The 26,367-nt window shown below is 61.1% G+C and carries 30 protein-coding genes and 2 tRNA genes; 22 read left to right on the forward strand and 10 right to left on the reverse strand.

The annotated features are described in order from the left end of the window. Nucleotides 1-4: 4 nt before the first annotated feature. Nucleotides 5-442, forward strand: coding sequence for a DUF4233 domain-containing protein (locus HWU94_RS05265; RefSeq protein WP_185174778.1), 438 nt, complete (start codon nt 5-7; stop codon nt 440-442). A 58-nt stretch (nt 443-500) separates the two neighbouring features. Then, nucleotides 501-917 carry a nucleoside-diphosphate kinase gene (gene ndk, locus HWU94_RS05270; protein ID WP_185174611.1) on the forward strand — a complete coding sequence of 139 codons (417 nt, stop codon included), beginning with the start codon at nt 501-503 and terminating at the stop codon, nt 915-917. Between the two features lie 78 nt (nt 918-995). Here the strand turns inward: ndk and HWU94_RS05275 are convergent, their stop codons facing one another. Continuing rightward, nucleotides 996-1,622 carry a vitamin K epoxide reductase family protein gene (locus HWU94_RS05275; protein WP_244956034.1) on the reverse strand — a complete coding sequence of 209 codons (627 nt, stop codon included), beginning with the start codon at nt 1,620-1,622 and terminating at the stop codon, nt 996-998. 530 nt (nt 1,623-2,152) lie between these two features. Here HWU94_RS05275 and HWU94_RS05280 point away from each other — a divergent pair. The 12 genes from HWU94_RS05280 to HWU94_RS05335 all read left to right on the forward strand — a co-directional run bounded on the left by HWU94_RS05280 (nt 2,153) and on the right by HWU94_RS05335 (nt 13,850). Continuing rightward, a complete protein-coding gene (locus HWU94_RS05280; RefSeq protein WP_185174612.1) occupies nt 2,153-5,353 on the forward strand; it encodes an Rne/Rng family ribonuclease in 3,201 nt (1,066 codons plus the stop codon). A 296-nt stretch (nt 5,354-5,649) separates the two neighbouring features. After that, nucleotides 5,650-5,961, forward strand: coding sequence for a 50S ribosomal protein L21 (rplU, locus tag HWU94_RS05285; RefSeq protein ID WP_135013897.1), 312 nt, complete (start codon nt 5,650-5,652; stop codon nt 5,959-5,961). Nucleotides 5,962-6,014: 53 nt separating this feature from the next. Beyond that, entirely contained in the window at nt 6,015-6,272 is a 258-nt protein-coding gene (gene rpmA, locus HWU94_RS05290; protein ID WP_135013898.1) for a 50S ribosomal protein L27, read from the forward strand. A gap of 172 nt (nt 6,273-6,444) precedes the next feature. Continuing rightward, a complete protein-coding gene (obgE, locus tag HWU94_RS05295; protein WP_185174613.1) occupies nt 6,445-8,052 on the forward strand; it encodes a GTPase ObgE in 1,608 nt (535 codons plus the stop codon). Between the two features lie 215 nt (nt 8,053-8,267). Further along, nucleotides 8,268-9,377 (forward strand): glutamate 5-kinase, encoded by a 1,110-nt coding sequence (proB, locus tag HWU94_RS05300; protein ID WP_185174780.1) that lies wholly within the window; start codon nt 8,268-8,270, stop codon nt 9,375-9,377. A gap of 95 nt (nt 9,378-9,472) precedes the next feature. Beyond that, nucleotides 9,473-10,756 (forward strand): glutamate-5-semialdehyde dehydrogenase, encoded by a 1,284-nt coding sequence (locus tag HWU94_RS05305; RefSeq protein ID WP_244956035.1) that lies wholly within the window; start codon nt 9,473-9,475, stop codon nt 10,754-10,756. A 134-nt stretch (nt 10,757-10,890) separates the two neighbouring features. Beyond that, nucleotides 10,891-11,139, forward strand: a complete 249-nt coding sequence (locus HWU94_RS05310; protein WP_185174615.1) for a hypothetical protein — start codon at nt 10,891-10,893, stop codon at nt 11,137-11,139. A gap of 101 nt (nt 11,140-11,240) precedes the next feature. Beyond that, nucleotides 11,241-11,936, forward strand: coding sequence for a nicotinate-nucleotide adenylyltransferase (nadD, locus tag HWU94_RS05315; protein ID WP_409348800.1), 696 nt, complete (start codon nt 11,241-11,243; stop codon nt 11,934-11,936). Between the two features lie 92 nt (nt 11,937-12,028). Beyond that, nucleotides 12,029-12,988 (forward strand): hypothetical protein, encoded by a 960-nt coding sequence (locus HWU94_RS05320; protein WP_185174616.1) that lies wholly within the window; start codon nt 12,029-12,031, stop codon nt 12,986-12,988. Between the two features lie 59 nt (nt 12,989-13,047). Further along, nucleotides 13,048-13,500 (forward strand): ribosome silencing factor, encoded by a 453-nt coding sequence (rsfS, locus tag HWU94_RS05325; protein ID WP_185174617.1) that lies wholly within the window; start codon nt 13,048-13,050, stop codon nt 13,498-13,500. Nucleotides 13,501-13,700: 200 nt separating this feature from the next. Next, nucleotides 13,701-13,773: transfer RNA gene (locus HWU94_RS05330), tRNA-Ala, on the forward strand. Between the two features lies 1 nt (nt 13,774). Then, a tRNA-Ala gene (locus HWU94_RS05335) sits at nt 13,775-13,850 on the forward strand. Between the two features lie 75 nt (nt 13,851-13,925). On the opposite strand, the gene HWU94_RS05340 is transcribed toward HWU94_RS05335, so the two are convergent. Both HWU94_RS05340 and HWU94_RS05345 read right to left on the reverse strand, forming a co-directional pair. Continuing rightward, on the reverse strand, nt 13,926-14,714 hold the full coding sequence (locus HWU94_RS05340; RefSeq protein ID WP_185174618.1) for a TatD family hydrolase: 789 nt from the start codon (nt 14,712-14,714) through the stop codon (nt 13,926-13,928). Between the two features lies 1 nt (nt 14,715). Continuing rightward, nucleotides 14,716-15,519 carry a ThiF family adenylyltransferase gene (locus tag HWU94_RS05345; protein ID WP_244956036.1) on the reverse strand — a complete coding sequence of 268 codons (804 nt, stop codon included), beginning with the start codon at nt 15,517-15,519 and terminating at the stop codon, nt 14,716-14,718. Nucleotides 15,520-15,641: 122 nt separating this feature from the next. Here HWU94_RS05345 and HWU94_RS05350 point away from each other — a divergent pair, with 122 nt between their 5' ends. The 3 genes from HWU94_RS05350 (at nt 15,642) to HWU94_RS11770 (ending at nt 16,611) form a co-directional block, all read left to right on the forward strand. Then, nucleotides 15,642-15,866 (forward strand): ribbon-helix-helix domain-containing protein, encoded by a 225-nt coding sequence (locus HWU94_RS05350; protein WP_185174620.1) that lies wholly within the window; start codon nt 15,642-15,644, stop codon nt 15,864-15,866. Next, on the forward strand, nt 15,863-16,210 hold the full coding sequence (locus HWU94_RS05355; RefSeq protein WP_185174621.1) for a type II toxin-antitoxin system PemK/MazF family toxin: 348 nt from the start codon (nt 15,863-15,865) through the stop codon (nt 16,208-16,210). The genes HWU94_RS05350 and HWU94_RS05355 overlap by 4 nt, the downstream gene beginning before the upstream one ends. A 68-nt stretch (nt 16,211-16,278) precedes the next feature. Then, nucleotides 16,279-16,611, forward strand: a complete 333-nt coding sequence (locus tag HWU94_RS11770; RefSeq protein WP_185174622.1) for a DUF952 domain-containing protein — start codon at nt 16,279-16,281, stop codon at nt 16,609-16,611. Between the two features lie 126 nt (nt 16,612-16,737). Here HWU94_RS11770 and HWU94_RS05365 read toward each other — a convergent pair whose 3' ends face one another. Beyond that, nucleotides 16,738-17,208 (reverse strand): DUF3817 domain-containing protein, encoded by a 471-nt coding sequence (locus HWU94_RS05365; protein WP_185174623.1) that lies wholly within the window; start codon nt 17,206-17,208, stop codon nt 16,738-16,740. A 444-nt stretch (nt 17,209-17,652) separates the two neighbouring features. Between HWU94_RS05365 and HWU94_RS05370 the strand changes: the two genes are divergently transcribed. Continuing rightward, entirely contained in the window at nt 17,653-18,003 is a 351-nt protein-coding gene (locus HWU94_RS05370; protein WP_185174624.1) for a DUF2200 domain-containing protein, read from the forward strand. A 15-nt stretch (nt 18,004-18,018) separates the two neighbouring features. Here the strand turns inward: HWU94_RS05370 and HWU94_RS05375 are convergent, their stop codons facing one another. Together HWU94_RS05375 and HWU94_RS05380 are read right to left on the reverse strand one after the other, a co-directional pair. After that, complete coding sequence (locus tag HWU94_RS05375; protein WP_185174625.1) at nt 18,019-18,573, reverse strand: NADPH-dependent FMN reductase; 555 nt, start codon at nt 18,571-18,573, stop codon at nt 18,019-18,021. Between the two features lie 106 nt (nt 18,574-18,679). Further along, nucleotides 18,680-19,168 (reverse strand): LysE family transporter, encoded by a 489-nt coding sequence (locus HWU94_RS05380; RefSeq protein WP_185174626.1) that lies wholly within the window; start codon nt 19,166-19,168, stop codon nt 18,680-18,682. Nucleotides 19,169-19,276: 108 nt separating this feature from the next. Here HWU94_RS05380 and HWU94_RS05385 point away from each other — a divergent pair, with 108 nt between their 5' ends. Further along, nucleotides 19,277-20,521: an MFS transporter gene (locus HWU94_RS05385; protein WP_185174627.1), complete on the forward strand. Its 1,245-nt coding sequence runs from the start codon at nt 19,277-19,279 to the stop codon at nt 20,519-20,521. Between the two features lie 25 nt (nt 20,522-20,546). On the opposite strand, the gene HWU94_RS05390 is transcribed toward HWU94_RS05385, so the two are convergent. From HWU94_RS05390 to HWU94_RS05400, 3 genes are all read right to left on the reverse strand, one after another. Further along, nucleotides 20,547-21,635, reverse strand: coding sequence for an NAD(P)-binding domain-containing protein (locus HWU94_RS05390; RefSeq protein ID WP_244956037.1), 1,089 nt, complete (start codon nt 21,633-21,635; stop codon nt 20,547-20,549). A gap of 8 nt (nt 21,636-21,643) precedes the next feature. After that, nucleotides 21,644-22,150 carry a Clp protease N-terminal domain-containing protein gene (locus HWU94_RS05395; protein ID WP_409348805.1) on the reverse strand — a complete coding sequence of 169 codons (507 nt, stop codon included), beginning with the start codon at nt 22,148-22,150 and terminating at the stop codon, nt 21,644-21,646. A 75-nt stretch (nt 22,151-22,225) separates the two neighbouring features. Then, complete coding sequence (locus HWU94_RS05400) at nt 22,226-22,474, reverse strand: hypothetical protein (protein ID WP_185174629.1); 249 nt, start codon at nt 22,472-22,474, stop codon at nt 22,226-22,228. A gap of 135 nt (nt 22,475-22,609) precedes the next feature. Here HWU94_RS05400 and HWU94_RS05405 point away from each other — a divergent pair, with 135 nt between their 5' ends. Beyond that, on the forward strand, nt 22,610-23,605 hold the full coding sequence (locus HWU94_RS05405; protein WP_185174630.1) for an acyl-CoA thioesterase: 996 nt from the start codon (nt 22,610-22,612) through the stop codon (nt 23,603-23,605). A 66-nt stretch (nt 23,606-23,671) separates the two neighbouring features. Here the strand turns inward: HWU94_RS05405 and HWU94_RS05410 are convergent, their stop codons facing one another. Further along, nucleotides 23,672-24,376, reverse strand: a complete 705-nt coding sequence (locus tag HWU94_RS05410) for a DUF4190 domain-containing protein (RefSeq protein WP_185174631.1) — start codon at nt 24,374-24,376, stop codon at nt 23,672-23,674. Between the two features lie 185 nt (nt 24,377-24,561). Here HWU94_RS05410 and HWU94_RS05415 point away from each other — a divergent pair, with 185 nt between their 5' ends. Both HWU94_RS05415 and HWU94_RS05420 read left to right on the forward strand, forming a co-directional pair. Next, complete coding sequence (locus HWU94_RS05415; RefSeq protein ID WP_185174632.1) at nt 24,562-25,770, forward strand: class I SAM-dependent methyltransferase; 1,209 nt, start codon at nt 24,562-24,564, stop codon at nt 25,768-25,770. Next, nucleotides 25,767-26,222: a 23S rRNA (pseudouridine(1915)-N(3))-methyltransferase RlmH gene (locus HWU94_RS05420; protein WP_185174633.1), complete on the forward strand. Its 456-nt coding sequence runs from the start codon at nt 25,767-25,769 to the stop codon at nt 26,220-26,222. Before HWU94_RS05415 ends, HWU94_RS05420 begins: the two co-directional genes overlap by 4 nt. Nucleotides 26,223-26,367: the final 145 nt, after the last annotated feature.

The following is a 26,367-nucleotide window of genomic DNA, read 5'->3' on the forward strand; positions in this document are numbered from 1 at the left end:
GATGATGGCGAGAATGACGCGCGCCCAGCGCGAATGGCGCCCGGGCCAGCCGAAAAAGCAGCGCTCTATCAAGGTCATGTTTACCTCGATGGTGCTCTCGCTCGAAGCCCTGGTTGCCTTCTTTGCAACCCTGGCCATCTTTGGCCACCACTTCAACGATCCCACCTGGGTCAAGGTGGTTATTTGGGTGATGGGTCTAGCCCTGGCAGCAGCCCTGCTGGTCACCCCGGCCTTCTTGAAGAAGCCCTGGGGCTACCACCTGGGCTACGGTTTGCAGGTTGCTCTGATTCTGGTGGGCTTTGCCCTGCCCTCCATGTTCTTTGTGGGAGCGGCTTTTGCTGTGGCCTACTGGTACGGGGTGACGCGCGGTGCCCGCCTGGATGCCGAGAACGCCGTCCGCGCCAAAGAGCAGGAGGAATGGGAGAAGGCTAACCCCGCCTAGCGGGGTGTCTGGTAGGGTAAGGGTGAAAACTCACCCTGACCTATCAAAGGAGATTGTCATGACCGAGCGTACCCTGATTCTGGTCAAGCCCGACGGTGTGGAGCGTAACCTCACCGGCCAAGTGCTGGCCCGTTTTGAGCGTAAGGGCTACCGCATTGCTGAGCTGAAAATGCTGGTTCCCTCCCGTGAGCTCCTTGAGCAGCACTATGCGGAACACGAGGGCAAGCCCTTCTATGAGCCCCTGGTGTCTTACATGGGCTCAGGCCCCGTGGTTGCTCTCGTGCTTGAGGGCAACGGCGTGCTTGAGGGCACCCGTACTCTCATGGGATCTTCTAACCCCACCACCGCTGCCCCCGGCACCATCCGCGGCGACTTTGGCCGTGACTGGGGCGAGAGCGTGCAGAAGAACCTGGTGCACGGTTCAGATTCAGCAGAGTCAGCAGACCGCGAAATCGCGCTCTGGTTCGGTGCCTAAAAGACCTGCCGCTCAGCAGAGTAAAAAGGCCGGGGCCCTCGTACTGAGGGCCCCGGCCTTTTGCTGTGGGGGAGAGGTTTAGAACATTCCCATAATCACGTCGAAGAAGCGGATGAAGATAATGCCGAAGATCAAGATGTAGACCAGGATGATAGAGAACCAGGTCCAGTTGGGGGCTGCCTGGCGGATGCTCTCAGAAGCTGGAATGACTCCGGCGTGGATATTGCGGGTGGTGACCTTCACGAAAATTGCGGTCTGCATAATCCACACAATCATGCAGAAGAGGCAGAGGGCGTTGATATCGAAGGTGGTGTTGTACCAGAGCCAGAGCACAAAGGCCATGGCCAGGGTGTGGCCCACCTGCATGGCTACCCAGTACCAGCGGGCGAAGGACGCCCCGGCAATCAGGGCGGTGGCGATAGCCAGCACGATAGCGTAACCGGCGATACCGATAAAGGGGTTGGGGAAGCCAAAGGCTTCTGCCTGCCAGGTACGCATGACGGTGCCGCAGTTGAGAAGGGCATTGATATCGCAAACCGACCGGTGGGCGCCGTCCATGTAAATCTGTAGGCGCTCGTAGACCAGCATGGCGGCGGCTCCGAAGGCCAGCAGGCCGGGAATCAGGGTGAACCAGCCGAGCTTGCGATCGAGCTGGGCCTGGCTGATACCGCTCTCAGTATCGGGAGTGTTCACGGGGGTAGACACAGTGAATCCTTAGGCTGTATAAAACTTTCTTTCCCCATACTACGGGGCAGGCCCTTAGCCCGCCCGGTTTTGCGGGGTTGGGGCAGGTTTTCTTTACTAAGTTCCCAGGTAAGGACGCCCGGGGCGAGCTGGCTTGGGCAGGGCGGCCTGGTGCGTGGTGAGTTCGGTTCTAGATGGGGTGAAAAGAGCCCGGGTGTGAGAGAATGGGTGTGGTAGTGTGCCGCCCGCACACGGTGGCACTACCCAGCAGGCACCCCGAAACGACCGGTGACGCACTGCCTACCCGCAGACGTCCTTACCGTCACGCCCCAGCAAGTGCAGCCCTCGCGCTGCCTCGGGTTGTTGCCGCTGGCCCGGTTCCCCTCGGCATGGAGCACAGAAGCCTTGACCTGCCGAGTACGCCAAGGAGCTCACGGTTGAGCCGGGTAGCCAAGGATTTCGGCGGACCACCCCTTAGGGTAGGGACCGCCGACTACAGGCAAGACCACTGGTGCGGCAGGGGCATACGAACACAAGGAGAGTGAACGCTGATGAGCAGCGAACAGTCCGAGGTTGTAGAAAACCTCGAAGAAACCCAGGCTGCAGAAGCTTCCGCAGCCGCTGAACAGGTTGCCGAAGTGAGCACCGAGGTGGAAGAGACCCAGGCTAAAGGCCCCGAAGCGAAGGCCGTTGCACAGGCTGAAGAAATTACCGAAGCCCAGCCCGACGAGACAGAAGAGGGCAAGCAGGCCGCTGAGGCTCCCGCCGCAGAAACCGAGCCTGCCGAAGAAACCACAGAAGAGGCAGCAGAAACTGAGGCAGAGTCTGCAGAAGCAGAAGAAGCCCCCGCGGAAACCGCTGAAGAGCCTGCCGCTCCTCAGAAGAGCCTGCGCGAGCTGAAGGAAGAAGAGCTAGCCCAGGTCAACGCCGCTGTGAGCTCAAACAATCTGCTCTTCTACTCGCCCAACATGGATGAAATCATGGAGCAGCTGCGGGCCGAAAAGGAAGCCCGCCGTGAGGCCGAAGAAGCTGAGCGCCGTGAGCGCCGCCTGGCTGACCTTGACCCCGAAATCACCTCCCACCGCCGCCGTCGCCGCCGCCGTGGGGACGCCGACCTGGAATTTGAAGGCGGTACCGAGGGCGACCCCGAGGACACCATTGTTAAGGTGCGCGCCCCCCGTCTGTCTGACTCTCACAGCACCAACCGGGTTACCGGCGTCCGCGGCTCAACCCGTCTGGAAGCCAAGCGCATCCGCCGCCGCGAAACCCGCGCCACCGGCCGCCGCCGCCAAATCATTACCGAAGCTGAGTTCCTGGCCCGCCGCGAGTCCGTCGACCGCCAGATGCTGGTCCGCCAGAAGGACGACCGCATCCAGATTGGCGTGCTCGAAGACGGCGTTTTGGCCGAGCACTTTGTGTCCAAGACCCAGCAGGACTCCCTGATTGGCAATGTCTACCTGGGCAAGGTGCAGAATGTTCTGCCCTCCATGGAAGCTGCCTTCGTCGATATTGGCCGCGGCCGCAACGCCGTGCTCTACGCCGGCGAAGTGAACTGGGATGTCACCGGCCTCGACGGTGCCCCCCGCAAGATCGAAAACGCCCTCAAAGCAGGTGACTCGGTCCTGGTGCAGGTCACCAAAGACCCCGTCGGCCACAAGGGCGCCCGCCTGACCAGCCAGGTCTCCCTGCCCGGCCGTTACCTGGTCTACGTGCCCGGTGGCTCCATGACCGGTATCTCCCGCAAGCTGCCCGACGTTGAGCGTCAGCGCCTGAAGAAGATCCTCAAGGACCGCCTGCCCGAGGATGCCGGCGTCATCGTCCGCACCGCTGCAGAAGGCGCCAGCGAAGAAGAACTGAGCAACGACATCAACCGCCTGCGCGTGCAGTGGGAAGAAATCAAGGCCAAGAGCGAATCCCGCAAGGTGCTGGCCCCCGAACTGCTCTACCAGGAACCCGACCTGACGATCAAGACCGTGCGCGATGTCTTCAACGAAGACTTCACCTCCATGATGGTGCAGGGCACCGATGCCTGGGACTCCATCGAAGCCTACGTCACCTACGTTGCCCCCGACCTGCTGGACCGCCTGAAGAAGTGGGAAGAGGACGACGATCTCTTTGACCACTACCGCATCGAAGAGCAGCTGGCCAAGGCCCTGGACCGCAAGGTCTACCTGCCCTCCGGCGGCTCCCTGGTCATCGACCGCACCGAAGCCATGACCGTGGTGGACGTGAACACCGGCAAGTTCACCGGCTCCGGCGGCAACCTCGAAGAAACCGTCACCAAGAACAACCTCGAGGCAGCCGAAGAAATCGTGCGCCAGCTGCGCCTGCGTGACATCGGCGGCATCGTGGTCATCGACTTCATCGATATGGTGCTCGAATCTAACCGAGACCTGGTACTCCGCCGCCTGGTAGAGTGCCTGGGCCGTGACCGCACCAAGCACCAGGTTGCCGAAGTAACCTCCCTGGGCCTGGTGCAGATGACCCGCAAGCGCATGGGCACCGGCCTGCTCGAAGTCTTCTCAGAACCCTGTGAAGCCTGCGCCGGCCGCGGCATTCTCGTGCACGACCAGCCCCTCAAGGGCTGCTCCGGTGGTGCTAGCGACTTCATCCACCGCGCCGAACGCGATGACCGCAAGCGCTACCGCAACCAGAAGACCCAGAACCGCCGCGACTTCACCGAGGTAGACGAAGAGACCGAGCAGAAGACCGAAGCCCGCAAGGCTGCCCTGGCCAACATCGTTGCCGCCAGTGCCCACCACGAGGACGAGCAGGGCGAAACCGAGTCCAAGTCAGCCCGCAAGCGTAAGCGCCGCAAGCGCAACCGCCGCGCCGAGGCCGGCCTGGAGCTGGAAAACCAGCAGAATCAGGACGCCCGCGGCGAGCAGGTGCTCACCATCGGCGACGAGGTCATTGAGCTGCCCACCGGGGCGGACACCGACACCGAAGAGAGCATGGGGGAGCAGGGCTCCTTCACCCTCGAATCCCTGGCTGCCGTCTTTGACTCCGATGCTGAGAACGAGACCGAAGGGTCTTCCGAGGAACGCTCAAAGGGACGTGGCCAGTCCAAGCGCCGGGGCGGTAAGAAGCGCGAAGAGATTTCAGCAGATGACTTCTCAGCCAACTCTGATGCGTCTATGGACGTAGACCCCGAAGTTGACTCCCGCTTCACCCAGAACTCATCCCGACTCGATGCCATCCGCGCAGGCGAAGCCCGCGCCCGAGCCTCCCAGAAGGCCGGACGCGACTACGAAACCCGCGACGGCGAAGAATCAGCAAACTCAGGTGAGCGCTCTGGCCGTAACGACCGAACCGGCCGTGCAGACCGCACCGACCGCCGCGGCACCCGCAACCAGGACGAGTCAGGCAAGGGCCGCATCCGCAAGCCCCGCCGCGCCTCAAGCTCCGACGTCAAGTACGTCGCCCCCATCGAGGTCGCAGCAGACCCGGCCGTCACCGGTGTCGCCACCCCCGGCAAGAAGGTCGAAGTGCCCAGCGAAACCCCCGCCGAGGCATCCGCACCCTCAGCTGCCGCAAGCGAAGCGCCCCGCAAGAAGCGCCGCTCCCGCCGCGCCGTCAGCTCAGGTGCCGGCTCCACCGAGGTACGCACCGAAGAGGTCAAGGCCGCAACCGGTAGCTCCGTGGTAGCTAGCATCGACCAGGCTACTAAGCCCGCCGTATCCAGCGATGATGCCCCCCTCATGCTCGGCGTCGGCGTCTCAGCTGCAGATATCAAGCGTGTAGGTAACTAAAGATCCGGGGCCTTCATCTCCCCGGATCCTGAGTGGTTCACCACATATCTTGCTCAGTACCGACTCACCACGTAAACTGGTGAGTCGGTGCTGTTTCCACAAGCAAGCGTTAGCGTGGACTCAGCTAGGCATATTCCACCAGGGATAAGGCCACACCATCTCAAAACGACAGAACCTGAAACCGCCCGGTACGTACTGAGCAAACCGGGTCACCACCTTGCTGTTGAGCCCGAGTTCCTTTCAGGAAGACCCGTTTTGAACCATTAAAATGACGTCAAGAAGAAGTGAGTTCCCAAGTGGCATACGCAATTGTCCGCGCTGGCGGCCGCCAGGAAAAGGTCTCAGTTGGAGACCTGGTTACCCTTGACCGCGTCGCTGGCGAGCCCGGTAGCACCATTGAGCTGCCCGTGCTGATGCTGGTTGACGGCGACAAGGTCACCGTTGATGCAAAGTCCCTGGCTTCAGCCAAGGTCACCGCAGAAAAGATTGAAGACCTCCGCGGTCCCAAGATCGTTATTCAGAAGTACAAGAACAAGACCGGTTACAAGAAGCGTCAGGGCTTCCGCGCCGAACTGACCACCGTTAAGATCACCGCGATCAACGCATAAGTTCAGCTTAGACTGGTTTTATCCCAACATTCTTTGACCTAAGGTAGGCATCAATGGCACATAAGAAGGGCGCAAGCTCCACCCGTAACGGCCGTGACTCAAACCCCCAGTACCTCGGTGTTAAGCGCTACGGCGGCGAGACCGTCAACGCAGGCGAAATCCTCGTTCGTCAGCGCGGCACCCACTTCCACCCCGGCAACAACGTAGGCCGCGGTGGCGACGACACCCTGTTCGCTCTGGCAGCAGGCAAGGTCGAATTCGGTACCCGCAAGGGCCGCAAGGTAGTCAACATCCTTGCAGCCGCTGAGTAAGGTCTAAACACCTCACCTCAGTAGAAGGGCGATTACGGGGCAACTCGTAATCGCCCTTTTGCGTACCTCACCTCCGCAAAGCCGCCCAAGGAGCGTCCGGCCACAGACCGGCACCGGGGCGACCCTGTAGACTAGATAACCAAACCAAACTTTTTTGAAGGAGCTTGCACTCGTGGCAGAATTTGTAGATCGCGTGGTCCTACACGTAACCGGTGGGCACGGTGGGCACGGCTGTGTCTCGGTTCGCCGTGAGAAGTTTAAGCCCCTCGGCGGCCCCAACGGCGGTAACGGTGGCAAGGGTGGCGACGTCATCCTGCGCGTAGACGCCCAGACCACCACCCTGCTCGAATACCACCACAGCCCCCACCAGAGCGCCCCCAACGGCGACATCGGTCGTGGCGACATGTCCCACGGCTTCAACGGCCAAGACCTGATTCTGCCCGTACCCCAGGGCACCGTGGTTAAGGACCGCGACGGCAACGTACTGGCCGACCTGGTGCGCATCGGCGATGAATTCGTTGCAGCTGAAGGCGGTATCGGCGGTAAGGGCAACGCTGCCCTGGCCTCCACCAAGCGTAAGGCTCCCGGCTTTGCCCTGCTCGGTATCCCCGGTTCAACCCGCGATATCGTCCTAGAACTCAAGTCCATCGCAGATATTGCCCTGGTAGGCTACCCCTCAGCCGGTAAGTCCTCCCTCATTGCAGCAATTTCTGCGGCCCGCCCCAAGATCGCTGACTACCCCTTCACCACTCTGATTCCCAATCTGGGTGTGGTGCAGGCTGGCGACACCCGCTACACCGTAGCCGATGTTCCCGGCCTGATTGAAGGTGCCTCCGAAGGTAAGGGCCTGGGTCACCGCTTCCTGCGCCACGTGGAGCGCTCCAGCGCCCTGGTGCACGTGATTGACTGCGCCACCCTAGAGCCCAACCGCGACCCCATCAGCGACTTCGACGTGATTCGTGGGGAACTTGAAAACTACGAGGTTGACCCCACCGCCGGTGTCACCGTGCCCCTCAACGAGCGCCCCCAGATTATCGTGCTCAACAAGATTGACGTGCCCGAAGCGCGCGAGTTGGCTGAGTTCGTCCGCCCCATGTTTGAAGAGCGCGGCTACCGGGTCTTTGAAATCTCAACCGCCTCTCACGAGGGTCTCAAGCAGCTGACCTTCGCCATGGCAGAGCTCGTTGAAGCAGACCGTAAGGCCCGCAAGAAGAGCAAGAGCGCCCCCGCAGAAGACGTTGCAGTGGTCAAGCCCAAGGGCTTCCGCTCCAAGAAGCGCCAGGAATTCATCATCCGCAAGGAAGAGCGAAACCTTGAGCCCCTCTTCCGCGTCATTGGTGAGAAGCCTGAGCGCTGGATTAAGCAGACCGACTTCAACAACGACGAAGCCGTGGGCTACCTGGCTGACCGCCTCAACCGCCTGGGCGTTGAAGACGAGCTCTTCAAGGCCGGTGCAGTTGCCGGTGACGCCGTAGTAATCGGTGAAGAAGTGGACGCCGTGGTCTTTGACTGGGAGCCCACCATGGTCGGCGGCGCCGAGCTGCTCTCATCCCCGCGCGGTACCGATGCCCGTCTTGAGGAAATCATTCGCCCCACCCGTGCCCAGCGCAAGGCTGAGTTCCACGAGCGTATGGACGCCAAGGCTGAGGCCCGTGCCGAGCTTGAGGCTGAGCGCGTGGCGGGTATCTGGACCGAGTCTGTCGACGAGGCCCGCGCCGCTAAGGCCAAGGCAGCTAAGGCTGAAAAGCGGGCTGCCAAGCGCGCGGCAGAAGAAGAGTAAGAGGGGATAGGGCGGTTTTCTTCGCCCTGCTCTTATTTCACTATGTGTAAGGAGTCGCCCCGGGTAGTGTGCCCGGGGCGACTCTGCTCTATATTCATAGAAGCTAAAGTTAACACTTTAAGGGAGCTAATCAATTGGATTTGAAGGATGCCTTCCAGGCCAGCGCCGAGTCACGCGGCAAGCACCGCCGCAGCCCCATCATCGAACGCTCCGACATGCCACGGGCTAAGCGGATCGTGGTGAAGGTGGGTTCTTCGTCCCTGACCTCCATCGAAAACTCCCTGGACGAGCTGGCTATCGCCACTATCTCCGATGTGCTGGCTAAGAAGAAAAAAGAGCACCCCTCTATTGAGCTGGTCTTTGTGTCCTCGGGCGCTATCGCTGCCGGCCTGGCTCCGCTGGGCCTGTCGCGCCGTCCTAAAGATCTGGCAACCCAGCAGGCGGCGGCGTCCGTCGGCCAGTCCCTGCTGATGAGCCGCTACACCGATATCTTTACCCGCTACGGTGTCACCGTTTCCCAGGTACTGCTGACCGCCGAAGACCTCATGGCCCGGGACCGCTACCAGAACGCCCACCGCCAGTTAGAGCGCCTGCTCGATTTGGGGGTCATGCCCATTATCAACGAGAACGATGCGGTAGCCACCCGCGAAATCCGCTTCGGCGATAACGACCGTATCGCGGCGCTCGTGGCCCACACCGTCAAAGCCGACGCCCTGCTTCTGCTCTCTGATGTGGATGCCCTCTATACCCGCCACCCCGACCAGGGCGGCGAACGTGTGAGCAGCGTGCGCAACGAAGCTGACCTGGCTGGCCTGTCGATTGGGTCGGTGGGGTCTGCCGGTGTGGGCTCCGGTGGCATGGTGACGAAGGTGAAGGCTGCCCAGGTGGCGGCGGCGTCCGGAATTCCTGCCCTGGTGACCAGCGCGGCTCACGCCCGCGCCGCTTTTGCCGGTGAGGACGTTGGCACCTGGTTCTACGCCACCGGCGAGCGCCGCCCGGTGCAGACCCTCTGGCTGGAGCATCTGGCCGATATAGAAGGCTCAATTACCGTGGATGCGGGCGCTGCTGCCGCCCTGCGCCGCCGTCGTTCTCTGCTAGCCGCCGGTGTGCTGGGGGTTCAGGGCTCCTTTGAGGGCGGTAGCCCCGTGGCGATTGTTGATGAGGGTGGCGAGGTGCTGGCTCATGCCCTGAGTTCTTATACTGCCGGTGAGACCGCCCAGATGGTGGGTCTGCACACCGAGCAGATTCAGCGGACCATGGGGGAGACCTACGACGGTACGGTAGCGCACGCCGATAATATTGCGCTGGTGGCCCCCTTCCAGTAGTAATCACCGGCCCCCAGTAATACTGGGCCCTTGCGCGGGTACGCCGGTAGGATAGTTTCAAGGTTGTTCAACCCCCTATACATAAGGAGATGCTCATGGGCGAGCAGGTAAACGTGAGTGACGATGTGATGCGGCAGGTCACCGATATGGCAGTGGACGCCCGTATCGCCTCCCGACGTCTGGCCAAGGCCGATACCCGATGGAAGAACCGGGCTTTGCTGGCTGTTGCTGATTCACTTGAAAAGCATTCGGCGGTGATTATCGAGCAGAACGCCCAGGATCTTGAACGGGAGCGGGAAGCCGGTATGAGCGAGGCCATGCTGGACCGCCTGCGTTTGACCGAGCACCGGGTGGTTGAGCTTGCGGACGCCCTGCGTGAGCTGGTTGCCCTACCCGACCCGGTGGGGGAGCTGGTGCGCGGTTCAACCCTGCCGAACGGCCTGCGGATGCAGCAGGTGCGGGTGCCCCTGGGCGTGGTGGGCGCTATTTATGAGGCCCGCCCCAACGTAACGGTTGATATCGCTGGCTTAGCTATTAAGGCAGGTAACGCGGTGATGCTGCGCGGCGGTTCAGCTGCTGCCAAGAGCAACCAGGTGATTGTTCGTATTATCCGTGATGCCCTGCACGCTACCGGCCTGCCGATTGACTCGGTGCAGTCGGTGGACGAGTTTGGCCGTGAGGGCGCTGCAGCCCTCATGCTGGCTCGCGGGCATATCGATGTGCTGATTCCGCGGGGTGGTCGCAGCCTGATTCAGTCGGTGGTAAAGAACGCTAAGGTGCCGGTGATTGAGACCGGTGAGGGCAACTGCCACATCTTCCTCGACGTCACCGCTGATCCGGAAAAGTCCGCTGAGATTCTGGTGAACGCCAAGACCCAGCGGCCCGGTACCTGCAATACTGTAGAAACCCTACTCCTTGCCGAGGGGGCGAAAGCCGCCCCGGGCGTCCTTGCGGCCCTGGCCAAGGCGGGGGTTACCCTGCATGCGGACGCCTCCACCCGCGCCATCCTGCCCGAGGGCGTAGATGCGGTAGAGGCAACCGACGAGGACTGGGCCACCGAGTACGGCTCCCTGGACCTAGCGGTTAAGACTGTGCCCGATGTGCGCGCCGCTATTGCCCATATCCGTGAATACTCCACCGGCCACTCCGAGGCGATTCTGACCAACGACATCGCCAACGCCGAGAAGTTTATTCGCGACGTTGACTCCGCGGCAGTGTATGTGAACGCCTCGACCCGGTTTACGGACGGCGGCCAGTTCGGCCTGGGTGCGGAGGTTGGTATCTCGACCCAGAAACTGCACGCCCGCGGCCCCATGGGCCTAGAGCAGCTGACCACCACCAAGTGGATCGTGCGCGGCGACTGGCACAGCCGCGACTAAAAGCAGAAAAATCGCACCTGCTACCGGGTAAAGTCCCGCTCATAGAGCGCGAAACCCGGTAGCATGGTAATAAACCCATACTTTGACCGCACTGGCGCGGCCACACACCGCCCAGCCTCGAAAGGTACACACACATGTTTTCATCTGTACTTGCATCAGGCGCCACCGTACTTGCCTCAGAAGAAGGTAGCCACCAGCTCGAACTGCTCGGTATGCCCACCTACTGGTTCGCCATCATCGGCTTCATTGTCTTCGGCATTCTCTTCCTGATTACCATCTCATTCTCAGGCCGCGGCGTTGTACGCCCCGACCACGCAGCAGACCACCTCTCCCACGAAGAGACCGAGGCCCTGCGCGACTACCAGAGCAAGCACAAGCGCTAAACTTTTCTCCACCACACTTCGGCGCGGTGCCCGCACCACCCCGGTAACCGGGGGAGCGGGCCCGCGCCGAAGCCGTACATACAAAAGCGAGCAGGAGGCCCGTGATTCGTCCCGCCCATGAAATCCGACGTGAGCTCGGTATCCCCGAACCCGACCCCGCCACCACCCGCGTGGGGGTCATGGGTGGCACCTTCGACCCCATTCACCACGGGCACCTGGTTGCAGCTAGCGAAGTCGCTGCCGTGCTCAGCCTCGACGAAGTAATTTTCGTGCCCACCGGCAACCCCTGGCAGAAGGCCAACAAACAGGTCACCGCCCCCGAACACCGCTACCTGATGACGGTGATTGCCACCGCTTCCAACCCCCGCTTCACCGTGAGCCGGGTCGATATTGATCGTCAGGGCCCCACCTTCACCATCGACACCCTCACCGACCTGCGCGCCGAGCGCCCCAACGACGAGCTCTTCTTTATCACCGGTGCCGATGCCATGAGCCAAATTACCACCTGGAAAGACGCCCACAAGATGTGGGACCTCGCCACCTTCGTGGCGGTCACCCGCCCCGGCCACGAACTGACCGTGCCCGAAGAAGCGCAGGGGCGCGTCCGCGTCATTGAGATTCCGGCCATGGCCATTTCTTCGACCGATATCCGCGACCGGGCCCGCAACGACCTGCCTGTCTGGTACCTGGTGCCCGACGGGGTAGTGCAGTACATCAATAAGTACAGTCTCTACACCGGCGACGACACCGGCACCCCGGGCGGCGGCTACGTAGCTGGCCTGCCCCGGTTGAAATAAAACCAAAGACCACCTCAGCTAAGAACCTTCACCACCTGTCTGGCTTGGTAGCATTAACCACAAGAACCAGGCATCCCACTCAAGGAAACACTGTGAGCACACGACCCGATCAGGCCGCGGACGGCCAGAACGATGAGACACCCGCCTACCTCACCGAAAGCTACACCACTGAGGACGGGCTAGAAATCCCGCCCCCGACCCGCCCCATGGGCCCGCGCCGTCTGAGCCGCTACTACGAAGAGGTTGCTGAATACCTGCGTGCCCTGCAGCGGGGGGATGAAGAGCTGCCAGAGGTGCCCATGTTTATGGGCGCCATCGAGGGTGCAGAGGTAGAGCAGGACGCCGCCCGCTCCCTGGTTGACCTGTCGCAGATGGGCAGCATCAGCACCGGTGAGGGCGAGAAGCTCGACGTAGATTTCGATAACACCCGCGCCACCGTGGTCGAAGACCCCCTGGCCCACATTGACCAGCAGGTTCTCGGCGCCGACTACTCCGAGCAGGCTGAAGCTACCGAGCAGGTAGACTTCGCCGCTGCCGCTGGAGAAATCACCGGTGAAAGTGATTTCATGAGCGTTGATGAGCTACAGGCAGAAGAGGCCCAGGGCGGGCCCGTCACCGAACTCTTCACCGCCGGCCAGCACACCCCTAACCTGCCCGCCCCCGTCCGCGCAGTTGATGCCCAGGGCCTTGACCTCACCGAAATCGACAGCGCCGATGTGACTGACCCAGCCGCCAGCACCCTAGCCAGTGACAGCACCGGTGGGGTAGACTCTGATAGTTCTGAAGAAACTGCCGAGTCTGCACCTGAGACCCCAGCGGCGGCCCCCGGCCCCGACCAGGAAGAAGACGCTCAGCGCTTCAACTTCGCAGGCACCGTCAAACAGACGGACGAAGCCCCCTCCGGCGACCTTGCCGAAGTGGAACAAGAAGCAGCAGCAACCTACCGCCCAGAAACATCAGAGGGGCGATCCACCGGCGCAATCGTAGCCGTCGTGGGCCTCCTGCTTCTCGTGCTAGTGCTGGCCACCGTGTGGTTCCTTTTCTTCAGTTAAAGATTTAGTTGAATGAGGCCCCAAAAGGTTTGGGGAATGATTTGCTCGGAAAGGGCGAAATGACTGCAGCTGCAGAGTCTATTGAAGCGTTGAAGGTAGCCGCACGCGCGGCCGACGACATGCAGGGAACCAACCTGCTGGCCGTCGACGCTTCTGACATTATGGGTTTGATCGACGGCTTCCTGGTCGTCTCAGCCCACAACGAACGCCTGGTCAACGCAATTGTTGACGAGGTTGAAGATAAGCTCCGTGAAGAACTGGGCCTCAAGCCCCTGCGCCGCGAAGGCCGCGCAGAAGGCCGCTGGGTACTCCTGGACTTCGGCGACATCGTAGTGCACGTACAGCACGAAGAAGACCGCGCCTTCTACGCCCTCGACCGCCTCTGGGGCGACGCCCCCCGCATCGACCTGGGCCTAGACAGCGAAGCCGGTGACGTCGACACCGAAGGCGCCGAAGCTGACTTCGAGATCATCACTCCCGAAGCGGACCTGATGAACCAGCGCGAAGACTAGATTCTTCTGTGAGGACGCCTCACCCACCTTCCCGATATCGGGGGAGTGGGGTGGGGCGTCCTTTTGTTGGCAGAGGGTCAATAGCTCATGAATATTATGTGATGCAGTTCATAGGTGCTGGTGGGTTCTCGATTTGCATGAGCCCTTGTGGGTGCCATAAGATAGAACAGTCGCCGCGAGAGCGGGGAATAAATGCATAAGGGGCTATGGCGCAGTTGGTAGCGCGTCTGCATGGCATGCAGAAGGTCAGGGGTTCGAATCCCCTTAGCTCCACGGGGGTATGGCGCAGTTGGTAGCGCGTCTGCATGGCATGCAGAAGGTCAGGGGTTCGAATCCCCTTACCTCCACCACTAAGGTCTCGGCAATCAAGAATTGTCGAGACCATTTTTATGCCCTCAATGGGGTGAGGCAATGAGCCTGAGGTGCTAAAGAGAGTAGATCCGCCTCTGGTTCTCTAACAGAATCGGTGCACAGTCCTCGCCGCGCTCAGCCGAAATGCACTCGACAAGGCGGCGCAGGCGTCCGCCCACTTCCTGCGCAAAAAGCTGGACGTCAAGCGCATCGGTAGGCTGCTCGGGCAGGTCCGTCTCCAAAAGCAGGCGGTCTGCGGGCACCTGGCGGACGTAAGACCGTCCGCGCTTGCTCTCAACCATCTGCGGATGAACCGAAATGCACCCACCTGCCCTCACCAGCCGGGTCAACTCGTCACTCGTACCCCCAAACCTGTGAACCACCGGAACAAGAGGGGAGCCGGGGACATCAAGCTCCTCAAAAAGGTCAAGCATCGCCGTTGTTGCGCGGACGGCGTGCAAAGAGAGCACATAGGGCTTCTCAGCAGGTTGCCGGGCAGCAGCCTGGAGAACCGCATTCAAAATGCGGTGCAGGACCTCTAGCTGTAGGTCGGTAGGGGAGGCCTCCAGGCGGCGGGGCAGAAAATCTAAACCAATCTCACCAATCAACCGGGTGCTTCTCACCTCAGCCTCAAAAATCTCAAGCTCAGCCTCAACCTGGGCAGGTGAGGCTACCTGCCAGGGGTGAAAACCAAGTGACAGCAGGGGGCCAGCTGGGGGAGTAGTTTCCCGAAGCTGCCGGTAGGCTGAGGGCTTGAGGGTCTGGGCAACCACCTGGGCGCCCTGGGCCCGCAGTGCCTCGTCAAACGCTGAACGAAGCGCTGGGGCCAGGAAGTCATAGTGAAAGTGGGTATCAAGCAGCATGTTAGCGGGACTGAGGCAGGTGCTGACCTGCGGCGTCCTTCTCTCCCGCCTGGGAACCAAGATAGGGAGGGGCCGGAATCTCTTCCATACCGACCAGCTGGCGAATCACCTTACCGGCCAACATCTGCCCCATAATCGGGGGCATGTAGCTCATCGACCCCAGAGTCTCACCCTTAGCCTTTGCCCCGGGAGCCTTCTCCACCTTGAAGGGCAGCTCGGTGGAAAAGAGTACCTCAAGCCCGTAAATCTGGCGCTTGCGGCACTCGGCACGAACCACCTTCGACATAGAACGGTTGTAGGTGCGGCGGATATTAGCGAACTGCAGCATGGTCGGGTCAAGGCGGTTCGCCGCGCCCATGGAGGCAACCAGGTTCAGGCCCCGCTCAGCAGCCCACTGGTAGACAGCCAGCTTCTGGGTGATGGTGTCGATGCAGTCAATGACGTAGTCAGGGCGGGGGAACTTATCCAGGGTCTCAGCCAGGTTATCGGGGGTGAGGAAGACCCGCTCGGCGGTGACAGTGCAGTCGGGCTGGATCTCCTTAATCATGCCCTCCATGACCTCGGCCTTAACCTTGCCCAGGGTGGAGGTAAAAGCCAGGGCCTGCCGGTTGATGTTACTTTCTTCCACAACATCGCGGTCCAACACAATCAGGTTGCCCACACCGCCGCGGGACAGAGCCTCAGCGCAGGCAGAACCAACGCCGCCAAGACCCAGCACCATGACGGTGGCGTCCTGAAGTTTCTGCAGGCCCTCGTCCTTAAAAAGTAGCCTCAACCGGGCAAAACGTTCGCTCTCAACACCCACGGGGTCTCCTCGAAAAGTCAGTGTGTCTAACCTGGTCATTATGCCATATGGGTGGGGGTAAGGCATGGGCCTGATGGGTTGAGGTCTTGAGCTGCAGATAACCCAGTCGGTAGGATTGAGGTATGACCACCAAAATTAGTATCAGCTTAGCGGACGAAACGGTTGAGGCTCTCGACCGTTTTATCGTACAAAGGAAATTTGCTTCTCGCTCATCTGCCATTAAAGCAGCCATTGATCAGATGACATCCGTAGACCTCACTGATGAATACGCTAGAGCACATCGGGAATGGGCAGAGTCTGGTGAAGAAGATGTGTGGGGTCAGACTTCAGGAGACGGTCTAGTATGAGACGGGGTGACGTCTACTGGGTAGATTTTGAGCCTGCCCGAGGGAGTGAGCCCAACAAGAAAAGGCCTGCCATCATCGTGAGTAGGGATGAATCGAATACTTATGTAGCCCATCACGGTATAGGGACGCTGACGGTTGTTCCATTGACCTCTAATACTAGATTTATTGCTTCGTTTCAGGTGCTCTTGGCCCAGGACGAAACCGGCCTATCTACCGACTCAAAAGCCCAAACAGAACTTATAAGAACAGTATCTGTGGATCGTATCGGCGACTATATAGGTACCTTATCGAGAAATAAAGTTTGGGAGCTAGATGAGGCTTTGAAAGTTCATTTGAATCTGTAAGTGGTCAGCTCAGGGCAGAGGTGCTGGTATTTGAAAACAGTTAGTGCACGTTTCTCGGAGGAACTTTAGTGACGATTTATCACATAGCTTTGCCCGAAGAATGGGAACAAGCGCAGAAACTTAAGGTGTGGGTTCATTCGACACGTGGAGTGAGTATCAACGATCAGGGATTCTTGCACGCTTGCGCGGATATGGATCAGGTAAAGCGAGTTGCAGACTTAATCTATAGTGACAGGACAGATATTCTCATCCTTGAAATCGACCCCCGTGAATTAGAGCCTGCTGGGTTCACTGTCCGATGGGAACCAGCAGACCCTTCTGATCCTAGTTCCGAGTTGTTTCCGCATGTTTATGGAGGACACCTACCCCTGTGTCTGTTCAAAGTTCTACATCGCAAGTAGGTAATACAAGCACATCCAAAGACTGTGATAGACGAAAGTGCGTCATATCGCTGAGCGTGCACCTGCCAGGTGCACGCTCAGCGATATGACGCACGGTCGTTGAGTTACTGCCTCAGTTATGCCGGGTTAATTCTTGGGCACGGGCGGGCCCGCCAGCAGGAGCACCACAAAGAGCAGAACCACGAAAGCAAGCAACAGGGCGCTGGCCAGGGCCGGTTTGGCCAGGACCCAGGCCTGGGCTTTCTCGAGAAGGCCGGACGGCGCCGCCCCACCAGGTGCCAGACGCCAGCCCCCGCGCAGTAGGCCCCGCTTATCGAGGAAAAGCTCAAAGGGAACCGTCGCAAAGGGAATCACGGACAGAAGCAGACCGGCGATGCCCACGGGAGCCTTCCACTGCTGGTTCACCCAGGTAAAGACAGTCACAACGCAGTAGCTCAGAAAAACAAACCCGTGAATACCACCGGCAATCGGCACAATATTGGTCACGCCGGTACCCCGCAGAATCAGGGCCGTAATGAGCAGAGCCCAGGTGATCATTTCAGCGGTGGCAAACGTACGGAAGAGCACCCGAGGGGTGGGCTTAGAATCTGGTCGCATAGGGTCCTCAGCACAAGAGAATAGGGGGAAAGTACACTGATTATTCAGCACCCTACTTTACAGGGTCAGCCCCGGCGGGGCAGAACCTAACCGCGCTCCCAGCCCTAGCGCAGTTCAAGCCACCCGGAGCCGTCCGCGTCCTGCCCGTACCGGTAGGCATGCCCCTCATCGATGGAGTGCTCGATGGTTGCGCGGGAAATAATCTGGCCCTCGCGGGTGGTCACGGGGCTTCCTTTCACAGTAGGTTGGGTGCGGCCCCGGTTCTAGCCCACAAAAATGGGTGAGCTTCGGGGTCGCTTGTGAGCGACGCCCGGGCTCACCCGGCACCTTCATCTAACAGGCGGTATGTTCGGCAGGTAATCCTGACCGATGATCCCCTAGGCTGCGGCCTACTGTCCCCCGGTGAATGTCTACACCCCATCATAGCGAACTAGACTAGGGAACATGACCCACAAAATCTTTGACATGCCCGTCGCCGAGGTCTGGCCCCACTACCTGGCCAAGGTGGAACGCAAGGGGCAGGACACCGCCCTGGTTGAGACCGTCACCTGCTGGCTCACCGGCTACAGCCGGCCCGACCTGTCCCGCCACCTTGAGGGGCGGACGTCCTTCCGCGACTTCTTCGCCTCCGCCCGGCTCAACCCCGCCGCGCGCCTGATTACCGGCTCCATCTGCGGGTACAAGGTGCAGGAGATCGAAGACCCCCTCATGCAGCAGATCCGCTACCTCGATAAACTCGTTGACGAGGTAGCTAAGGGGCGTCCGCTCGAAAAAATCCTGCGAACCCTGCCCTAATCCAGCTGAACTGGCTTACGCCAGCGCCTCGCCCAGCGCCTCATCTAAGAGGGGCAGGGCCTGCTCGTACTCGGCAAAGGCAGTAGCGGCGTCCGCAATCTGCCCCTCAGCGTTATACATATCGCGGCCCAACTTGATATTCACCGCCGCGGGCACTAGCACCAGGCCGTAGTTCGGGCAGATCAGCTCAAACTGCGCAGCTGACTTGAGCCCCGCCCCAAAACCATAGGACACCACCGCAACCGGCTTGCCCTTCCACTCAGCAAACAGGTAGTCCATGGCATTCTTCAACACCGCCGGCAGACCACCGTTGTATTCAGGCAGAGCCACCGCAAAACCGTCAAACCCAGAAACCAGCTCAGACCAGTCACGAGTGTGCTGGTGCTGGTAGGGAACCCCCGACTTGGGTGAGGCAGGCTCGTCGAAGAAGGGCAGATTCTGCTCCGCCAAATCAATCATCTCGTAGGTGTGATTGCCAAGAGCCGCCAGACGCTCCTGCGCCCAAGCACCGACCATAGGGCTGATGCGGGTAGGGCGGGTAGAACCAAGAATAATGCCGATGCGAGCCACGAAAACTCCTCAAACTAGATAGGACGGTCTACCCCAGTCTACGGCGCGCAGGCATGAGAGGGCTTTATCTTGCCCGCAACAGATACGGTAGGGGAGTGAGGGAACCCTAGTGCCCTGCAAAGACCATGAGAGCAGCGACCAGAATAAAGAGGGAGCCAAAGACCCGGTTCAGGATTGTCTGCCCGCGCTCTGAATGTGACAGTCTGGTCAGAGTTTTTGCCACCAGGGCAAACCCACCCCACATGACCACAATATCGATGGCCACCATAGTGCCCGCTAGCACCAGGTACTGGGGCAGCTGCGGGGTTCGAGGGCGGGCAAGAATCATGCGTAACCCGAGGTAAACCAGGTAGGCAGCCCCACCGTAGCGAATCACATCGAAAAGTACCGGCGAATTAGCGACCACTACGCCCAGGCCAGCGGCCACAATAGCGATCTGAACCACCAGGGCTAGTTGCTGCCCCATGACCGTGAAAAAGGCCTTCTTCCAGCCGTGCAGCAGGGAGGTCGTCATGGTGTTCACCGCACCTGCCCCCGGGGTTAAAGAAATCACCAGGCAGGCAGCGACGAGGGAAAGCCAAAGGGCAAGGGTCATAGCTCCTCATAGTAGCGAAAAACCTACAGCACAGAGAAGGCTGCTTCACACAGTGAATTCCGGGGGCAAGGACTCTGAACCCTGCCGCACCTCAGTAAACTAAAACTCATGAACACCCACCAGCAGCGCCGCGTCCTCTGGGCCCTGGCCCTCACCCAGGTCTTTGGCACCATCGGCGTAGGAGCAGCCCCCTCCATCGGCGTTCTCCTGGCCAGCGAGGTCACCCAGAACGAGGCACTGGCAGGGATTGCCCGCACCGCCTCCACCTTCGGGGCTGCCCTCTTCGGCATACCGCTAGCCAACCTCGCAGCCCGCACCAGCCGCCGTACCGCCCTCACCACCGGCTGGGCCACCGCAAGCCTCGGCGCCACCCTGCTGGCCTTCGCCGCCTCCACCACCAGTATCACCCTGGTAGCCCTGGGCCTTCTCCTCATGGGAGCAGGCTCTGCCGCCGCCCTCCAAGCCCGCTTCGCGGCAACCGACCACGCCACCGACACCAACCGCGGCTCAGCCCTCAGCTTCATCGTCTGGGTAGGTACCATCGGTTCCGTCCTCGGCCCTAACATTGGCACCCCGGCAGCCGCGCTCGCGCCATCCCTGGGTACCAACCTCTACAGTGCAGCCTTTGCCCTGGCGGCGATCGCTATGGCCGCCGCGACCCTGCTGGTCTTCACACTCCTCCCGGGTACAGGCAAGGCCGCCACACCCGGCCTACCCGGGGCAGGGCAGGGGGAGCAGGCGTCCGCCCCAAAGAAGCCCACCCTAGGCGCAAAAATCGGGGCCTTTACCCGCGAAATTGCGGGCAACCGGCAGGCTCGGGCTGCCGCCATCAGCCTGCTGTGCGCACACATAGTGATGGTGTCGGTGATGACCATGACCCCGGTGCACATGAACCACCAGGGTGCCGGTATCGAAATCATCGGTCTGACTATCAGCCTGCACGTGCTGGGCATGTACGGGCTCTCACCCCTGATGGGGCTGGGGTCAGATCGGCTGGGGGAGCGCACCATGATACTCATCGGCACCGTCCTGCTCTTAGCAGCGGTAGCCCTTGGCGTCTTTGCCCCGCACCGGGCAACTGCCATGGTGGTTAGCCTAATCCTGCTCGGGGTGGGCTGGTCGGCAACTTTTGTTGCGGCCTCCGCTCTCTTTGCGGCGTCCTTGCCGGCTGAAAGCCGCATCCGGGCAGCAGGTGGCCTGGACTCTCTCACCAACCTGGGCGCGGCAATCGCTGCCCTAGCTTCGGGATTTATTATGGCAGCGACCTCTTTCCCGGCTTTGGCCTGTATTTCGGCCCTGGCCCTGCTGCCCTCATTCGTTCTCAACCGGTCGGCCTCTGGGCGGGGTCGGTAGTAGCGAGGGGCGGGTGATGAGCCCGCTAGCGGGTCAGTAGCTTGTGGAGCTTACGCACCGCGATTCGACCAGCCCGGTTAGCCCCCACCGTCGATTGGCTGGGGCCGTAACCGATGAGGTGTAGACGGGGCTGGGTGGCTACCTGTGTACCGTCCATCTGAATGGCGCCCAGCTCGTTGCGCAGACCCAACGGGTCAAGGTGGGCGAGCGCCGGTTTAAACCCGGTAGCCCACAGGATAGTGTTAACGTCGGTGTGGCTGCCGTCGGCCTCAATCACGCCGGTTGCGTCGATGCTGCTGAACATGGGGCGGCGGTTTAGTGCGCCGCGGGCTTTGGTGGCCCTGGCGTAGGGCGTCCACCCCAGGCCGGTATAGCTGACGACCGACCCTGTGGGGATCCCGGCCTCAGCGTCGGCGGTGACGCGGGCTACCACATCGCGCCCGTACTCGGTGTTGAACTCGGTGTTGCGGAAGACCGGTTCGCGCCGGGTGTACCAGAAGGTGGTGGCAACCCGCGAGATTTCCTCAAGCTGTTGCACCGCTGATATACCGCCGCCCACAATCGCAACCCGCTGGCCAGCGAAGTCCTCGAGCCGCAGGTAGTCGCGGGTGTGAAGTTGCCGCCCCTGAAAGGACGCCTGCCCCGGGTAGGCGGGCAAGATGGGGTTATTCCAGGTGCCGGTGGCATTGATGATTGCTGCTGCCTGCCAGGTGCCGTTGGTGGTGGCGAGTTCGAAGGGGAGGTCGGGGTTGCCGGTTGCGGTAACGGCAAGGACGGCGACCGGCCGGGTGATAGCCAGTTCTTCGGTTGCTTCGAAGTCGGCGAAATAGGAGGGGATAGCCTGTTTGCTGGGCTCTGTCAGCTCTACCCGGAGCCGGGGAAAGTTAGGGAGATCAAAGATGTTGTTGACGGTGGCCATGGTCAGGGAGTCCCAGCGGTGGCGCCAGGCGCCGCCGGGCCCTTCAGCCGCATCGAAGGTGATGTAGGTGAGTGGGGCTGTGGGGTGGGTCAGAGCATTGGCGTAGCCGCGCTGGGCTAGGTGGTAGCTGGCTGATAGGCCGGCCTGCCCGCCGCCGATGACGATAACGGTGGCCTGGCGGATCATGCTTTCCATGGGCGTCCTTAGGAAGTGGGAGCGGAGCGTGTAGCGGCAGCGCGAAGCTGCTCGGCAAGGGTGCTGGCCTGGATGGTTGTGGTCCAGCGGGTTACGGGCCGTATGACGGCACCGAGCGGACGGCGCAGTAATCGCAAAGAGCGGGGTAGGTTTGCCTCGGGCGCGCGGAGCCAGCTGCTGGTCACCTGAGCGAGGGTCCCAGAATCCTGGGGGAGCAGGGTAACCTCAATGAGCTGTGTGTTGAACCGTGGCTGCTGCGGGAAACCTAACTCATAGGTTACCCGGTAGTCGGCCGGGGTGTGGGAGAGCTGAATCTGCCGGGTTGCTCCTAGCCGCGTGCCGTCCGCACTGGATGCCCCGGCATGCCCCTCTCCTGCTGAATCATTCGCACCCTCGGCATTGAGGGTGAGGTTTTCGCGGACCTGCTCGGGGCTTACCCCGCAACGCTCAAGGGCTTCTGTGAGGACGCCGGTGGGTTCGGTCAAGAGTGCTAGGGCAAGAGCCTGCGGGGTGATGGCCTGCTGCTGCGGTACGGGCTGCGGTCATTATGGCTAGGTAGTCGGCCCATTTTGAAGCGGTGCTCATGGTAGCTAGGGCGCCTTTCTGCGCGGTAGGGGAATAGCGGGGTCGATGCGTTTGGCGTATTTCTTGTGGACGGCCTGTCTGCTCACCCCTAGGCAGTCGGCTATAGCCTGCCAACTCATGCCGGTGCGTAGGGCTGCTTCGACCTGCTGGTGTTCAAGGTTGTCGGTTAGTGAGCGCAGGGCAGCAATGGCGAGGAGTCCTCGCCGGGGGTTTGTGGTATCTGCTGCCTGCTGGGTTGTTTGGGGGAGCTCCATGTTGTCAACTTTAGTTGCTAAATGAGAAAGGTGTCAACCAAGGTTGACACCTTTCTCAGGGTGAGACACAGCTCGGTACAAAGCAGCGTATGTCGTACGATATAACAATCACGTAGCACCAGAAAGAAATCCGCCATGGCCCAGCTTGCCCCGCAGCCCTCCATCACCCTACGTTTTCTCGCAGCACCCACCGACGTCATCATCGCAGGCTCAGCCGGCGTGCACGGCGGACGTGTGCTCGAATGGATCGATAAGGCCGCTTACGCCTGCGCCGCCGGCTGGTCGGGCACCTACTGTGTCACCGCCTATGTGGGGCATATTCACTTCACCCGTCCCATCCCCTCGGGGCACATGGTTGAGGTGCGCTCCCGCATCGTCTACACCGGCCGCTCCACTATGCATATCGTCAACGAAGTGCTCTCCGCTGACCCCAGGGACGGCAACTTCACCCGTGCCTGCGACTGCCTGGTCATCTTCGTTGCCATGGGCGAAGACCGCAAACCTACCCCTGTTACTCCTTACGTGCCCGTGACCGACGAGGAGAAGCGGGTGCAGCAGGCGGCGCTCTCGCGCGTGGAACTCCGCAAGGCCATTGAAGCTGAAATGACTTCTCAGACCTACACGAGCGCGTCCACCGCCCCCGAAGTCACCCACCGTTTCCTGGCTAAGCCCACCGATGTGAACTGGGGCGGGAATGTGCACGGCGGCACCGCCATGGAATGGATTGACGAAGCAGCCACCAGCGTCACCATGGCCTGGAGCGGCGAGCGCACCGTCGCTGTTTACGCGGGTGGAATTCGCTTCTACCAGCCGGTGCATATCGGGGACCTGGTGGAAGTAACCGCCCGCCTGGTACGCACCGATGCGCGTTCCATGGGTGTGATGGTGCACCTGCGCGCAGGCAACCCGAGGGAACGCCACGACCAGCTACCCCTAGCTATCCATGCCTCTATGACCTACATGGCAACCGACCTCGATGGGCAGCCCCTACCGGCCCGCCCCTTCACGCCCACTACCGATGAAGATAAGGCCCTTCACGCCCACGTGGCCCGCCTGCGAGCCCTGCGCGCTGAATACGAGCCCATACCCCTGGTAGCACCCCAGCAGACAACCGTTAAGATGACCGACTAAAACACAAAGGAGCCCCGCACCGTGACGGTGCGGGGCCCTTGTTGTTGTGGGGGGGGGAGTTGGGGTTTATTCGATGCCGCAGTTGACGGCGTCCAGGCCCAGGTCGAACACAACCTCGTTCAGGGCAGACTCAAAGGTAGCTGCATCAGAGGCATTGACAGCATCGATAGCGGTGGTCAGCGAGGCTCGCATCTCTTCGGTGGGAGCGTTGTCACGAAGCTTGGTCAGCGAGGCCAGGTAACCATCTAAGGTGGTGGCATCCTGCTGGATACCATCAGAGGTGACCAGGAACTCATCGAGAGCAACACAGTAGGGGGAGGCGGGGTCAAGGGCAGCGGTGGTCGCTGCATCGGAGGCCAGGGCGGACGCCTCGTCGGCAGCTGCCGAGGCCTCTTCACTTACCTCTTCGGTAGCCAGGGAGCTAGCGGAGGACGAGCTTGCAGTGGCAGCCGATGACTCGTAGGCAGCTGTGGACTTGGCATACTCGTTGAGCCCAGCAAGTATGAGAATCGCGAAGATGATGCCGCTGATCAGGATGATGAAGCCCACGACGATACCGGCAATGGCCAGGCCTCGGCCCTTCTCGCCGGTGCGCTTGATCTGGTTGAGGGCAACAAAGCCGAGCACGATACCGACGATGTTCGCCAGGAAACCAAAAACGAGGCTGAGAATCGCTAGGGTGTTGGTCTTCTCGGTCTGGGGTGCCTGCTGCTGGTAGGGGTTGGTGTTGTAGTTGGGTTCGGGGTGGGAGGAAGGCGTCTGTTCGCTCATGTCAATCTACTCGTTTCAGGTATGTGGAGTGGGCAGGGCCAGGGTGCCCTACTCTCAGTATTTTATCAGCGGTCTGGTAGAGAATCCGGGAGTGAGGCCCCTGTCGCCGCTCGTCGGCCCGGCATCTCACTCGGTGGACGTACCGCCCCATCTAGGGCCCTTATCGCCCGTGAGATACTAGAGGGGTGCCCACATCTAGTACCCACCACCTCACCCAGCTCGTGCCCCTCGACTCATTGAGCGCAGGCGCGGCAAGCGCCCTTGACCGGCTTATCATCGCAGACGCCGCCGCATCCGTCCCCGACGGCGCTACTGCCGGGGACGTGCTTGTCCTTGATGACCCCACCGGCGCCCTGACCCTCTGGGCCCTAGCACACACCGCCCCCGGCAACCACCGGGTGATCAGCCGCCAACGCTCCTACGCAGATGCCCTGACCCTGCACCGCGTCCTTAGAGAAAAAGCTCCGGACACCGCCGCCCGCCTGACCCTGGCCGGGCTAGATGCCCAGGGGCAGGTAACACCAGACACCTATAGCCTCTACCGTGCCCTAACCCACCACGACTTTAAGGGCAGTCTGGTGTTGGGCCACCTACCCAAGAGTCACGCCGCGCTCGCTGACCTTGCCCACGATGTGGCAAGGTATCAGGCTGAGCAGGGGAGTGAGACTACCCTGATTCTGGGTGGTAACACCAAGCACATGAGCACCAGCTTCAATCAGACTCTGGGCCGCAGCTTCGGGCAGGTGCGAGGTCTGCGGGGTAAGGGCAAGCACCGCTGCCTGTTCGCTTCAGCACCGGTCCCAGCATCTGAGTCCCCTCGCCCCGCCGGGCCCCTACAGGCTGTCGGTGGCGTGTTCTCAGGTGGCAAGCCCGACCGGGGCGGCCAATTGCTGGCCACCAACGTCCTCACTGCCCTGGCGAAGCATGCCCCTGCCCGCCCGCTGACCCTGGTAGATATGGGGTGCGGCAACGGGTCGGTGACACTCGAGGTTCTAGAGCACCTGCCTGCCGGGGTGGAGGTTGCCCGGGTCTGGGCCACCGACCTCGATGTGGACGCCGCCCGGTCGGCAGCCCTTAACCTGGGGCAGGACGCCCGGGTTCAGGTGAGCTGGGACGACGCCGGTTCCCGCCTGCCGCAGGGCTCAGCCGACATCGTGATGCTTAATCCGCCCTTCCACACTGGAACCGCGGTTGACCTGAGCTTGGTGGGCCCCCTGCTCGATGCGTCCTTGCGTCTGCTAGCCCCCGGTGGGCAGCTCTATCTGGTGCATAACTCGCACGCCCGCTACAGGCAGCAGGTTGAAGAGCGCTTTGAACGGGTACGGCAACTAGAACGCACCCCCACCTTCACCGTTCTTACAGCCCGCGCACCCCTGACCGAGGAGAACCAATGACCATCAAAATTATTGCTATCGGCAAGAAACACGAAAAGTGGGTCAAGGACGGCATCGACCGCTACGAAACCCGCCTCCGCAAGCCCTGGGATATTACTTGGCAGTACCTGCCCCACTCGTCCCTGGCAGAAGAAGCTGCCCGGGCTGAGGAGTCCCGCCGTATTCTTGAAAAGGTTGATCGTGATGACTACCTGGTGCTGCTCGATGAGCGCGGTAAGATGCTGAGCTCTCCTGCCCTGGCTCGCCTGCTGGAAGCCCAGCTGGGCTATAAGAAGGTGGTGCTGGTGATTGGTGGGGCCTACGGGGTGGACGATTCGGTGCGGGCCCGCGCCAATACCGTCTGGAGCCTCTCGGACCTGGTCTTCCCCCACCAGCTGGTGCGCCTCATTATTACTGAGCAGATTTACCGGGCCGGTGAAATTGCTGCCGGCCGCCCCTACCACCACGTGTAGGTCGAAGGGATACCTCTCTTAAGACAGCCTTGCCTCATCTGCCCAGCAGGTGAGGCAAAGCTTTCTTCTGAAACTTTCACAGGTTGCTCATAGGTTGGATAAAACTCCCGCACATACCTGCTCCTTAGGCTAAGACTCAAGAGAA

The organism is Rothia nasimurium (assembly GCF_014217215.1).
GTDB classification, from domain to species: Bacteria; Actinomycetota; Actinomycetes; order Actinomycetales; family Micrococcaceae; genus Rothia; species Rothia avistercoris.